We start from the raw sequence: 12811 nt of genomic DNA on the forward strand, positions 1-12811 counted from the left end.
GGCTGATAATTTTGACCTAACCTATCTCACGTCCCGCAAAACGTCTGAAACGTCCGCATGAATTCCCGGGGAGCCGGTTCGGCCAGGTCGGCGTAGCGGGGCTGTTCACGGTAGGGCTCGGCCAGGGCGCCGAGCAAATGGTGGAAGGGGGCGAGATCGCCCTGCTCGGCGGCATCGAGGGCTGCTTCCACCTGGTGGTTGCGGGGAATGAGCCAGGGGTTGTGCCGGGCCATGGCGGCGGCCCGGGCGGCCCCGGCCACGCCGGCGTTGCTCCCCTCCCCGTCGGCGGCGGCGCACTGCCGGCGCCAGCGTTGCAGCCAGGCGGCGAGAGCGGCGCCATCGGCGAACAGCGTTCTTAGCCGCTCCTCCCGGCCTGCGGCCGCTTCCCCCAGATAGCGCCAGGCCAGGGTGAAATCCACGGACTGGGCCTGCAGCAGGGCCAGCCAGTCGCCGCCCAGGGCCTCGGCCTCAGCCCCGCCATCGGGCAGGCCCAGCTTGGCTTTCAGGGCAGTCTGCCAATGCTCCTGGTAGCGGGCAGGGAAGGCTTCGATGATGGCCGTGGCCCGCGCCACGGCCCGTTCCATGTCGGCATCGATGAGGGGCAGTAGGGTTTCGGCAAAGCGGGCCAGGTTCCAGGCGGCAATGTCCGCTTGCTGGTCGTAGGCGTAGCGGCCCTGGCGGTCGATGGAGCTGAACACCGCCCCCGGATCGTAGGCTTCCATGAAGGCGCAGGGGCCGTAGTCGATGGTTTCGCCGGCGAGACTCATGTTGTCCGTGTTCATGACGCCGTGGATGAAGCCCACCGCCATCCACTGGGCCACCAGGGCGGCCTGGCGCTCGGCCACGGCCCGCAGCAATTCCAGATACCCATTCTCCGCCCCGGCCAGTTCCGGGTAGTGGCGGGCGATGGTGTAGTCGGCCAGTTGCCGCACCTGGGCCGGGCCGGCGTGGGCGGCAAAGAACTGGAAGGTACCGACCCGCAGATGGCTGTCCGCCACCCGGGTGAGGACGGCGCCGGGCAGGGGCCGCTGCCGCCGCACCGGCTCGCCGGTGACCACCACGGCCAAGGCCCGGGTGCTGGGAATGCCCAGGGCGTGCATGGCTTCGCCGACCAGCACCTCCCGCAGCATGGGGCCCACGGCGGCCTTGCCGTCGCCGCTGCGGGAGAAGGGGGTTCGACCCGAACCCTTGAAGGCGATGTCGCGGCGCCGGCCCTGGCCGTCGATCACCTCCCCCAGCAGCAGGGCCCGGCCGTCGCCCAGCTGGGGCGAGAATTGGCCGAACTGGTGGCCGGCATAGGCCTGGGCGATGGGGCTGGCGCCCTCCGGCAGGGCGTTGCCGGAAAACAGGGCGGCCAGCTGATCCGGCGTGGCATCCGTCAGGGGCAGGCCCAGTTCCCGGGCCAGGCCGGGGTTGAAGTGCAGCAGCCGGGGGGCCGGAACGGTGGCAGGCTGCCAGGGCACGGCGAAGCCGGGCAGGTCCCGGGCGTAGCTGTTGTCGAAGGGGAAAGTGAAGGCGGGGGCGGTAGGAGCGGACATGCCTGAGTAGAGCGGCGCCCGGCGGGAAAGTTCGCCCAGCCGCTCCATAAAAAAAAGGGGCGCAGCCCGCACCGGCCGCGCCCCTGCCAAGGGAGGAGACGTTTTAGAAGAAGCCCAACGCCTTGGGGCTGTAGCTCACCAGCAGGTTCTTGGTCTGCTGGTAGTGGTCCAGCATCATCTTGTGGGTCTCGCGACCGATGCCCGATTCCTTGTAGCCGCCGAAGGTGGCGTGGGCCGGGTAGGCGTGGTAGCAGTTGGTCCACACCCGGCCGGCCTTGATGCCGCGGCCCATGCGGTAGGCGGTGTTGCCGTCCCGGCTCCACACCCCGGCGCCAAGGCCGTAGGGGGTGTCGTTGGCGATTTCCAGGGCTTCGGCTTCGGTCTTGAAGGTGGTCACGGCCAGCACCGGGCCGAAGATTTCCTCCTGGAAGATGCGCATCTTGTTGTGGCCCTTGAACAGCGTCGGCTGGATGTAATAGCCCTCGGCCAGCTCGCCACCGAGGCGGGCCCGGTCGCCGCCCACCAGGCATTGGGCGCCCTCTTCCTTGCCGATGGCCAGGTAGGACATGATCTTGTCCATCTGCATCTGGGAGGCCTGGGCGCCCATCATGGAGTCGGTGTCGAGGGGGCTGCCCTGCTTGATGGCCTTGACCCGGGCCAGTACCCGTTCCATGAAGTGGTCGTAGATGGATTCGTGGATCAGGGCCCGGCTGGGGCAGGTGCACACTTCGCCCTGGTTGAAGGCGAACAGCACCAGGCCTTCGATGGCCTTGTCGAAGAAGTCGTCGTCGGCGGCGGCCACGTCGGCGAAGAAGATGTTGGGGGACTTGCCGCCCAGTTCCAGGGTGGCGGGAATGAGGCTGTTGGCGGCAGCCTGGGCGATGACCCGGCCGGTGGCGGTGGAGCCGGTGAAGGCGATCTTGGCGATGCGCTTGCTGGAAGCCAGGGCCATGCCGGCGTCGCGGCCGTAGCCGTTGACGATGTTGAGCACGCCCGGGGGCAGCAGGTCGGCGATCAGCTCGGCCAGCACCAGGATGCTGATGGGGGTGGATTCGGCGGGCTTCAAGACCACGCAGTTGCCGGCGCCCAGGGCCGGGGCCAGCTTCCAGGCGGCCATCAGGATGGGGAAGTTCCACGGGATGATCTGGCCCACCACGCCGAGGGGTTCGTGGAAGTGGTAGGCGATGGTGTTTTCATCGATCTCGCTGATGGAGCCTTCCTGGGAGCGCAGACAGCCGGCGAAGTAGCGGAAGTGGTCGGCAGCCAGGGGAATGTCGGCGTTGAGGGTTTCGCGGATGGCCTTGCCGTTATCCACCGTCTCCACGTAGGCCAGCATTTCCAGGTTGGCCTCGATGCGGTCGGCGATCTTCAGCAGGATGTTGGAGCGTTCGGTGGCGGAGGTCTTGCCCCACTTGTCGGCGGCGGCGTGGGCGGCATCCAAGGCCAGCTCGATGTCCTCGGCGCCGGACTGGGCGGCCTGGGTGTAGGGCTTGCCGGTGATGGGGGTGATGACGTCGAAGTACTGGCCCTTGACCGGGGCCACCCACTTGCCGCCGATGAAGTTGTCGTAGCGGGCCTTGTACTGGTGTTTGGCGCCGGCGCTGCCGGGGGTCGCGTAAAGCATGGTGTCTCCTTCCGTTTTTATGGGGATCGAACAAGGCTCCAAAAAGGGAACCCGGCTTCTCCTTATCAAGGGCCGTGCCAGCACCGCCCCCCAAGCCCAAGCCATTGATTCCTATGGCACCACTCCCTGCCGCCAGCGGCGGCCGCCGCCCCGTGGCACGTCCCGTCCCGGCACAGCTGTACCAAAATGACACACCCGGCCGGACACTTCCGGGGAAAGCATTGCACCGGGGAAACAGAGGGCTATACTCGCCGGACCACACCATCCGACCCGTCAGAGGCCGGAGCGAAGGAGACATTGATGAACCATCCGCACCCGCGGGCTGGCGCTCCCTTGCTGCGCCAGGCCCGACGCCTGTTTCTCGAGCAGGGCGAGCTTCCCCCCGGCCTGGTGGACGAGCGCCTGCTGCGCTCCTGGCACCGCAGCCGCGGCGCCGGCCTGGAGCCGGTGGGGCGCAACCCGGAAACGCCGCGCCTCTCCGAACAGCACCTGCGCCAGGCCCTGGAGCGCCACCAGGAATTCGTCGCCCACGCCGAGCCGGTCATGGAATACCTCTACGCCCAGGTCCAGGCCTCCCACAGCATGGTGGTGCTGGCCGACAACCGGGGCCTGCTGGTGCATGCCCTGGGGGACCCGGACTTCCTCGGCAAGGCCGAGCGGGTGGCCCTGGCCCCCGGCGCCTCCTGGCACGAGCAGCACCGGGGCACCAACGCCATCGGCACCGCCCTGGCCGAAGGCGCCGCGGTGGAAATCCACGGCGCCGAGCACTTCCTCGAACGCAACACCTTCCTCACCTGCGCCGCCGCCCCCATCCTCGATCCGTCCGGCAAGCTCCTCGGCGCCCTGGACATCTCCGGCGACCACCGCAGCCACCATCCCCATACCCAGGGCCTGGTGCGCACCGCCGCCCAGATGATCGAAAACCGGCTGCTGCTCTCCCGCCACCGCCGCCACATCCGCCTGCACCTGCATCCCCGGGCCGAAGGCATCGGCACCGTGGCCGAAGGGGTGCTGGCCCTCTCGGAAGACGGCTGGATCGTCGGCGCCAACCGGGCCGCCCTGGCCATGCTCGGCCTGCAGCCGGCGGACCTGGGGGCGACGCCCCTGGAGCGGGTGCTGGACAGCCGCAGCGAGGACCTGCTCGACTGGGGCCGGCGCCAGGGCCAGCAGGCCCTGCTGGTGAGCACCCGGCGCGGCGGCAGGCTGTTCCTGCAGATCCACGCCGGCAAGGCGCCCATCCCCGTCGGCGTTGCCGCGGCTAGCACCCCGCCCCAGGACGCCCTGGCCGCGCTGGATACGGGCGATGCCCGGCTGAAAGCGGCCCTGGACAAGGCCCGCAAGGTGGCAGGCAAACCCATTCCCCTCCTGCTCCACGGCGAATCCGGAGTCGGCAAGGAGCTGCTGGCCCAGGCCATCCACCGCAGCAGCCCCCGCCGGGAAGGCCCCTTCGTCGCGGTGAACTGCGCCGCCCTGCCGGAAAACCTGATCGAGGCCGAACTCTTCGGCTACGCCCCCGGCGCCTTCAGCGGCGCCCGCAAGGAAGGCAGCCCCGGCCGCCTGCGCGAAGCCCACGGCGGCACCCTGTTCCTGGACGAGATCGGCGACATGCCCCTCAACCTGCAGAGCCGCCTGCTGCGGGTGCTGCAGGAACGCCAGGTGACGCCCCTGGGCAGCGGCAAGCCGGTGGCGGTGGATTTCGCCCTGGTCTGCGCCACCCACCGGCCCCTGCGCCAGGAGGTGGAAGCGGGCCGCTTCCGCGCCGACCTGTATTACCGCCTCAACGGTCTCACCCTGACCCTGCCGGCCCTGCGCGAGCGCAGCGACTTTTCCGCCCTGGTGGCGCGGCTGCTGGCGGAAATGGCCCCCGGGCGGAGCCTGGCCCTGGCCCCGGCGGTGGCCCGGGCCTTCGCCGACTACGCCTGGCCGGGCAACCTGCGCCAGCTGGCCAACGCCCTGCGCACCGCCACCGCCCTGCTCGAGGCGGACGAGGAATGCATCGACTGGCCCCACCTGCCGGACGACCTGGCGGAGGAACTGCAGCAGCGCCCCCTTGCCGCCGACGCCGCCGCGACGATGGCGGAGCCGGCGCCGGACCGGCTGCAGGAAGTCTCCCGCCTGGCCATCCAGCGGGCCGTGGCCGCGGCCCGGGGCAATCTGTCGGAAGCGGCCCGGCGCCTGGGCATCAGCCGCAATACCCTGTACCGCAAGCTGAAGGCCGGCGCCACGGGGGAAGTTTCGTAGACGCCCAGGACGGCCGGCCTGACACCCAATAAGGACGGGCCTGTGCGGCATGGCATGCCGGACAGGCCCGTTTTCATTGGCTCCCGGAGCAGGCCCCGGTGCGGGGATCAGCGCGGACGGATTTCCTGGCGGGCGGAGAGTTCGCCCTTTTCCAGATGCATGATGGCGTGGGCCGATTCCGCCGCCCGCTGGTCGTGGGTGACCATGACGATGGTTTTGCCCAGCTCGTCGTTGAGGCGCTGCAGGAGGTGCAGGATGTCGCCGGCCGACTCCCGGTCCAGGTCGCCGGTGGGTTCGTCGGCCACGATCAGGGTGGGGTCGGTGATGAGGGCCCGGGCGATGGCCACCCGCTGCTGCTGGCCGCCGGAAAGCTCGTTGGGCGTGTGGTCCATGCGGTCCGCCAGGCCCACCATGGAAAGGGCCAGTTCGGCCCGCTCCCGCCGCTCGGCCTTGCCGAGGTTTTTCAGCAGCAGGGGCAGTTCCACGTTTTCCAGGGCGGTCAGCACCGGCATCAGGTTGTAGAACTGGAAGATGAAGCCCACGTTTTCCGCCCGCCAGGCCGCCAGCTCGGCCTCTTCCAGGGCGGCGATGTCCTGGCCGGCGACACTGAGGGTGCCGGAGTCGGGCCGGTCGATGCCGGCGATGAGGTTGAGCAGGGTGCTCTTGCCGGAACCGGACGGCCCCATCAGGGCCAGGAACTCGCCGGCGGCGATGCCGAAGCTGATGCGCTCCAGCACCGGCACCACCTGCTGGCCCCGGCGGTAGCTCTTGGAAAGGTTGTCGAGGACGATCAGGGGCGCCGCGGGGGTGCCGCTGCCGGTGTCACCTGTCCCGGCACCCAGTCCGGCTTGATGGCCGACAGCGTTCAGCACGCTGCCCGCGGCGGCGCTTCCGTCCACCGCGCCGCTCACTTGCTCACCACCTTGACCCGGTCCCCGTCCGCCAGGCGCTCGCCGGGACGGGCCACCACCTTGGCTCCCGGCTGCAACGCCGGGTTAGCGCTCACTTCCAGCAGATCGTTGATCTGGCGGCCAACCGTCACCGCCACCCGCTTCGCCTTGCCGTCCTCGACAAGGAACAGGGACTTGCCGTCGGCCGCCAGGGCATCCTTGTGCACCGCCACCAGGGGCTGGCGCTCGCCGTCGCCCATGGGCTTTTCCAGGAAGGCCACCTTGGCGCTCATTTCCGGCAGGATGCGCTCGTCCCGGTCCACGAAACGCACCTTGGTCATGACCGTGGCCTTGGAGCGATCCACCGTCGGCACCAGGCGGCTCACCTCGCCGCGGAAGCGCAACTCGGGAAAGGCGTCGAGCTGGATTTCGCAGGGCTGGCCCACCTTGATCCTGGCCAGGTTGGATTCGGCCACGTCGGCTTCCACCTCCAGGCTGTCCATGTCGGCCATGGTCACCACCGCGCCCTTGCTTTCCAGGGCCGAGGAGAAGGGGGTGATGACGTCGCCGATGTTGGCGGTCTTGGTCAGCACCACGCCGTCGAAGGGGGCGCGGATGAGGGTCTGCTCCACCCCCACCTGGGCCGCCCGCAGATTGGCCTGGGCCACCGCCACGGCGGCGGCGGCCTTGTCGAAGCGGGCCTGGGCCGTATCCAGGGAGGAACCGGAGACGAACTTCTTCTGGGCCAGGTCCTTCGCCCGCTCCAGGGCGGCCCGGGCGTCCTTCAGTTCGGCCTGGGCCGACAGCACGCCGGCGCCGGCCTGGTCGGCCTGGGCCTGCACATCCTTGTTCTCCAGCCGGGCCAGCACCTCGCCGGCCTTGACCCGGCTGCCTTCCAGCACCCCCAGCCATTCCAGGCGGCCGGTGGCCTTGGAGGCGACGGAGGCCTTGCGGCTGGCCACCACGTAGCCGGCCGCATTGAGCAGGGTAACGCCCTGGTAGGGATAGGCGGTGGTGACGGAGACCGTCTCCACCTCGGTCTCGCGCCGGGAGAGGGAGGCCAGCAGCAGGCCGCCCAGCACGAGGACAGCGGCACCGATGAGCCAGGTGCGGCGGCGGGAGCGGGGCGCGGCCGGGGCGGCAGGCCCCCGTTTGAGGCTGAGGCGGGAGAGATCGGGCTTGGACATGGCAGTGGGGGGAGTCGGGATTCCGGGCTGTCGGCGGGGCGCAATGATGGGCCGATTATAGCCGTCCCCGGCCCGTCCCCTGCCGGGAATGGGGACCGCCGCCGTATCGGGCGCCGGCAGCGGCTAATCCCCATAAATGACGGGGACTTCCCGGGCTTGTCAGCGTGGGCCTCTAATGCGACCATGGAGCCCATTTTTCCATTCGAGGAGTGCCGTTCGTGACCACCAGCAATCTGAACATCGACGCCTTGCTGTCCTATGTGCCCATGTTCAATGGCCTGGCCCCGGACGAAATTGCACGCATTGCCCGCGGTACCCGGGAAATCCACGCGGCCCGCGGCGACATCCTGTTCCACAAGGGCGATCCCTGCCAGGGCCTGCACCTGGTGGTCTACGGCCAGGTCAAGCTGGCCTTCACCTCTGCCCAGGGCGGCGAGAAGGTGGTGGAAATCCTCGGCCAGGGCCAGACCTTCGGCGAAGCCCTGATGTTCATGGACAAGCCCTACATCGTCTACGCCCAGGCCCTCACCGACTCCCAGCTGCTGCACATCTCCAAGGCCGTGCTGTTCGAGGAACTGGAACGGGACCCCAAGCTGGGCCGCAAGATGATCGCCGGCCTCTCCATGCGCCTGCACCAGATCATCACCGACGTGGAATCCTATTCCCTGCACTCCGGCCGCCAGCGCATCATCGGCTACCTGCTGCGGGACCTGCCGGACGAGGAACACCTGCCCAGGGAAACCACGGTGAACCTGCCCACCAACAAGGGCATCATCGCCTCCCGCCTCAACCTGACCCAGGAACACTTCTCCCGCATCCTGCACGAACTGTCCGAGCGGGGCCTGATCAAGGTGGAAGGCCGCAAGATCCACATCCCCGACGTGGAAAAGCTGCGCACCTTCGACCTCTAGGCATTCCGGGGCCGCCGGCGCGGCGCCTGCAGTCCGCGAAAAAGCCCCTCTGCCGGGGCTTTTTTGTTTTCTGCGGCAGGCCCGGCGGCGAAGGGGCCGCTGTCATATTGGGATAAATCGCCGGGTGTAGAATCCCCGCCATGGCCCTCGAAACCGAACTCAAGCTGCGCCTGCCCCCCGGCGGCGCCGCCCGCCTCCTGCGGCATCCGCTCCTGGCCGGCAGCGCCCCCCAGCGCCAGCGGCTGCTCAACACCTATTACGACACCCCCGACCTGGAACTGCTCGGCCAGCGCATGGCCCTGCGCCACCGGCGCAAGGGCTGGGACTGGCTGCTGACGGTGAAGACCGCCAACCCGGCCAGCGGCGGCCTGGCCCGGCGCAACGAGTGGGAAGCCAAGGTGGCACCCGGCCAGTTCGATTTTTCCCACGTGGACGATGGGGACCTGCGGCGCTGGCTGGAAAAGCGCACGCCCCGCCTGGAAGCCGCCTTCACCACCGACTTCACCCGCCTCGCCTGGATCGTCGAACCGGCCCCCGGCACCCGCATCGAGATCGCCCTGGACCGGGGCACCATCCAGAGCAAGGGGCAACGGGAAGCCCTGGGAGAACTGGAACTGGAGCTCCTGGCCGGTCCCGAGACCGCCCTCTTCGCCGTGGCCCGGGAACTGTCCACCGCCCTTGGCGAACGCCAGGCCCTGCACCCGGTGGCGGCGAGCAAGGCGGAGCGGGGCTACGCCCTGTTCACCGGCCGCCGCAGCCCACCCCAGAAAGCCCGCCCGGCGCCCCTGGAGACGGACCTGACGCCCCTGGCCGCCTGCCGCAGCGCCGCCCTGGACTGCCTGCAGCACCTGCAGGCCAACGAGGCCGGCGCCCAGCGCGGCGACAGCCCGGAATACGTGCACCAGGTGCGGGTCGCCATCCGCCGCCTGCGTTCCCTGCTCAAACTGTTCGCCCCGGTGCTGCCGGAAGCCTTCCGGCAACGCTGGACCGGCCCCTGGCGCGACCTGGGCCGGGGCCTGGGAGAAGCCCGCAACTGGGACGTGTTCCTCAGCGAAACCCTGCCTCCCCTGAACGCCGCATTCCCCGGCGTTGCCGAGCTGACCCGCCTGGAACGGCACGCCAATAGCCGCTCCCAGGCCGCCCACCTCGCCGTGCGCCGCCTGCTGGGCTCGCCGGCCTACTCCCGCCTGCTGCTGGAATTCAGTGCCGACCTCTTCGCCCTCGGGGAAGAGCCGGCCGGCCAGCGCCCCCTGGCTGATTTCGCCGCCCGGCGCCTCGACCGCCGCGCCCGCCAGGCCAGCCGTCTGGCCCGCAACCTGGCGGAGCTGGACCACGCCGGCCGCCACCGCCTGCGCATCGCCTTCAAGAAGCTGCGTTACGCCATCGAATTCCTCGCTCCCGCCGGCGGCAACGGCGCCCCCTACGCCCAATCCCTGGCCCGCCTGCAGGAACACCTGGGGCGCCTCAACGACCTGGCCACCGCCCGGGAGCTGCTGGCTCCCACCCTGCCGGCCCGGCCCGGTCTGGTCATGGGCTGGCTCGGCGGCCGCAGCGACCTGCTGCTGGAAGAACTGCCGGCTTTCCTCGAGGATTTCCTGGCCCAGACGGCGCCCTGGGAAAAATCCCCCGGCAAGCGCAACAAGACTGCAAAGCGGAGCGGCTAGGATGGCGCCTTTGTCCCCGGAGACCGCCATGGACCTGATCCTCTGGCGCCACGCCGAAGCCGAGGTCGGCAGCGACGACCTGGCCCGCCGCCTCACCGTCCGCGGCGCCAAGCAGGCCCGGCAGATGGCTGCCTGGCTCAAGCCCCGCCTGCCCAAGCACACCCGCATCCTGGTCAGCCCGGCGGTGCGCACCCAGCAAACCGCCGACGCCCTGGAACTGCCCTACGAAACCAGCCGCAAGCTGGCGCCCGATGCCAGCGTCTACGACCTGCTCTCAGCCGCCGGCTGGCCCGACAGCCGGCAGACCATCCTCATCGTCGGCCACCAGCCCACCCTGGGCCAGCTGGCCGCCCTGCTCCTCTCCGGCCAGGAAGCGCCGTGGACGGTCAAAAAGGGCGCCGTATGGTGGTTCTCCAACCGGGTCCGGGCCGGGGAGACCCAAACGTTGTTGCGCTGCTGCCTGGGCCCCGACATTTTGGCTAGCGGCAGTTGAAATTCGCTTAGTTAGGCAAGAAGCGACAGCGTGCTCTGATACACGCCGCCACCCATAAAAAAAGCCCGCCGAAGCGGGCTTTTTCATCACAAAACCTGGGATTAGCTGCAACCCTTCGGCTTCATGTCAGTGGGCAGGGCGCTGGCGTCGCAGGACCAGGCACCACCGGCAGCCCGGGCCAGCTTGATAGCCAGACCATTGACCTTGGTCGGGGCATTCTTCAGGGCGCAGGAGATGCCGGTGTTGTCCACGGTGTAGGTACAGTGGCCGCTCTTGGAAGTGTCAAGCCCGATGGTAGCTTCGGTCGGGGTGCCGCCATCGTTGGCGATCATTTCATAGGCGGTACGGACGGCAGAAATTTCTGCCAGACCGGCGGCGATCTTACCCTTGGCCTGGTAGTCGGAGTAAGCCGGCAGAGCAACTGCGGCCAGGATACCGATGATAGCAACCACCACCATCAGTTCGATCAGGGTGAAACCTTGCTGAACCTTGTTCATGACAATCTCCTATTGGAAGAAGGATATATGGGAGTCTCTGAATATCCGGAACTCCTCAATTAAGTATGAGCAAGTAGGATGCCAGCTTGCTTTTCCTTGATTTCACCGGGGCTACGCCGCAAAAACTGACGTTTTTTGTCACAACACATCCCTATCGCGGCACTTTCTGACTAGGCGACGTCAAGCTGGCTCTTGTCCATAAAACGCTCGGCATAGCGCAGAAACACCCGCTGCTTCAGGAAAACGTCGAGCAAATCCCCGTCCACATGTCCGTTGTCGCGGAATTTCCGCATGATGGCGAGGGCCTGGGACAGCTTCATGCCTTCCTTGTACGGCCGGTCCCGGGCAGTGAGGGCTTCGAAGATGTCGGCGATGCCCATGATCCGGGCCTGGACGCTCATCTGTTCCCGGGTCAGGCCCCGGGGATAGCCCTTGCCGTCCATGCGCTCATGGTGGCCGCCGGCGTATTCCGGCACGTTCTTCAGGTGCTTGGGCCAGGGCAGGGATTCCAGCATGCGGATGGTGGCGACGATGTGGTGGTTGATGATCTCCCGCTCGGCCTCGGTCAGGGTACCGGCCCGGATGGTCAGGTTTTCCACTTCGTCCGCGCTGAGGAAATCGTTTTCCTTGCCCTGCGCATCCTGCCAGCGGTAGCGGCGGGCGATCTGCCGCACTCGCTCCTGGTCTTCCGGCTGCATGGCTTCGCCGCCCACATTGCAGCGCTGCAGGAAGCGCTGGTCTTCCTCCATCTGGGCCAGACTCGCCTCCAGTTCCTGGCGCGCCTGGCTTTCCCCTCGGCCGCCGGCAATGGCCTGCCACATGCGGATCTGGGCATCGCGGCGGATCACCTCGAAACGGGTATCCAGCAGATGGATGCGATCGAAGATGGTCTGCAGCTTGGTCGCCTTGTCCACCACGTGCACCGGCGTCGTCACCTTGCCGCAATCGTGCAGCAGACCGGCCATTTTCAGCTCGTAGCGGTCCTTGTCGGACATGCTGAAGTCGGCCAGGGGGCCTTCCGTGGTGGCATTCACCGCCTCGGCCAGCATCATGGTCAGCTCCGGCACCCGCTGGCAGTGGCCGCCGGTGTAGGGGGATTTTTCGTCGATGGCGGTGTTGATGAGCTGGATGAAGGACTCGAACAGTTCTTCCAGCTGGGAAATGAGCTGCCGGTTGGTCAGGGCGATGGCCGCCTGGGAGGCCAGGGATTCGGCCAGGCGCTGGTCCGCATAGGAGAAGGCCCGCACTTCACCGCTGACGGGATCCTGGGCGTTGATCAGCTGCAAGACGCCGATCACCTCGTTCTCATGGTTCTTCATGGGCACCGTGAGAAAGGACTGGGAGCGGTAGCCGGTGCGGGCGTCGAAGGCCCGGGTGCCGGAGAAGTCGAAGCCCTCCGCCGTGTAGGCGTCGGCGATGTTGACCGTCTGCAGGTTGAGGGCGCTGTAGGCGGCCACCATGGAATTGTTGGGCTCGCCGCTTTCGGTGTGCAGCGGCAGGTCGGGGAACTTGGAGGAGAGGGGCTGGCCGCTGCTGCCGCCAAAGGCAATGGCCAGGGAGTCGGTGCGGACAATCTCGAAGCGCAGATGGCGCCCGTCCTCGGTCATGCGGTAGAGGGTGCCGCCATCCGCGTGGGTGATCTGCTTGGCCGCCAGCAGGATGCGCTCCAGCAGGCGGTCCAGGTTGCGCTCGTGGGAGAGGGCGGCCCCGATCTCGTTGAGTTGCTCCAGGCGCCGAAAAAGATCGTCCAGGGTATCCATGCCCTA

General features: G+C 68.2%; 10 protein-coding genes. 4 read left to right on the plus strand and 6 right to left on the minus strand.

Annotation, left to right across the window (positions count from 1 at the left end; genetic code table 11):
• Positions 1–26 precede the first annotated feature (26 nt).
• Both ACLSSQ_RS14655 and adh read right to left on the minus strand, forming a co-directional pair.
• A complete protein-coding gene (locus ACLSSQ_RS14655; RefSeq protein ID WP_416243108.1) occupies positions 27–1538 on the minus strand; it encodes a protein adenylyltransferase SelO in 1512 nt (503 codons plus the stop codon).
• A gap of 103 nt (positions 1539–1641) precedes the next feature.
• Positions 1642–3162, minus strand: a complete 1521-nt coding sequence (adh, locus tag ACLSSQ_RS14660; RefSeq protein WP_014236560.1) for an aldehyde dehydrogenase — start codon at positions 3160–3162, stop codon at positions 1642–1644.
• Between the two features lie 300 nt (positions 3163–3462).
• Between adh and ACLSSQ_RS14665 the strand changes: the two genes are divergently transcribed.
• Positions 3463–5403: a sigma-54-dependent Fis family transcriptional regulator gene (locus ACLSSQ_RS14665; protein ID WP_416243109.1), complete on the plus strand. Its 1941-nt coding sequence runs from the start codon at positions 3463–3465 to the stop codon at positions 5401–5403.
• Between the two features lie 107 nt (positions 5404–5510).
• Here ACLSSQ_RS14665 and ACLSSQ_RS14670 read toward each other — a convergent pair whose 3' ends face one another.
• Positions 5511–6275, minus strand: coding sequence for an ABC transporter ATP-binding protein (locus ACLSSQ_RS14670; RefSeq protein WP_287874349.1), 765 nt, complete (start codon positions 6273–6275; stop codon positions 5511–5513).
• A 35-nt stretch (positions 6276–6310) separates the two neighbouring features.
• Positions 6311–7480 carry an efflux RND transporter periplasmic adaptor subunit gene (locus ACLSSQ_RS14675; protein WP_416243110.1) on the minus strand — a complete coding sequence of 390 codons (1170 nt, stop codon included), beginning with the start codon at positions 7478–7480 and terminating at the stop codon, positions 6311–6313.
• Between the two features lie 218 nt (positions 7481–7698).
• On the opposite strand from ACLSSQ_RS14675, the gene ACLSSQ_RS14680 reads away from it, so the two are divergent.
• From ACLSSQ_RS14680 to sixA, 3 genes are all read left to right on the plus strand, one after another.
• A complete protein-coding gene (locus ACLSSQ_RS14680; RefSeq protein ID WP_416243111.1) occupies positions 7699–8391 on the plus strand; it encodes a Crp/Fnr family transcriptional regulator in 693 nt (230 codons plus the stop codon).
• 140 nt (positions 8392–8531) lie between these two features.
• A complete protein-coding gene (locus tag ACLSSQ_RS14685) occupies positions 8532–10055 on the plus strand; it encodes a CHAD domain-containing protein (protein ID WP_416243112.1) in 1524 nt (507 codons plus the stop codon).
• Positions 10056–10083: 28 nt separating this feature from the next.
• On the plus strand, positions 10084–10548 hold the full coding sequence (gene sixA / locus ACLSSQ_RS14690) for a phosphohistidine phosphatase SixA (protein ID WP_043797885.1): 465 nt from the start codon (positions 10084–10086) through the stop codon (positions 10546–10548).
• A 101-nt stretch (positions 10549–10649) separates the two neighbouring features.
• On the opposite strand, the gene ACLSSQ_RS14695 is transcribed toward sixA, so the two are convergent.
• Complete coding sequence (locus tag ACLSSQ_RS14695) at positions 10650–11045, minus strand: pilin (protein ID WP_014236553.1); 396 nt, start codon at positions 11043–11045, stop codon at positions 10650–10652.
• Positions 11046–11215: 170 nt separating this feature from the next.
• Positions 11216–12805 carry an HD family phosphohydrolase gene (locus tag ACLSSQ_RS14700; RefSeq protein ID WP_152090581.1) on the minus strand — a complete coding sequence of 530 codons (1590 nt, stop codon included), beginning with the start codon at positions 12803–12805 and terminating at the stop codon, positions 11216–11218.
• Between the last annotated feature and the right edge of the window lie 6 nt (positions 12806–12811).

The sequence above is a fragment of the Azospira sp. APE16 genome, assembly GCF_047901315.1.
GTDB classification, from domain to species: Bacteria; Pseudomonadota; Gammaproteobacteria; order Burkholderiales; family Rhodocyclaceae; genus Azospira; species Azospira oryzae.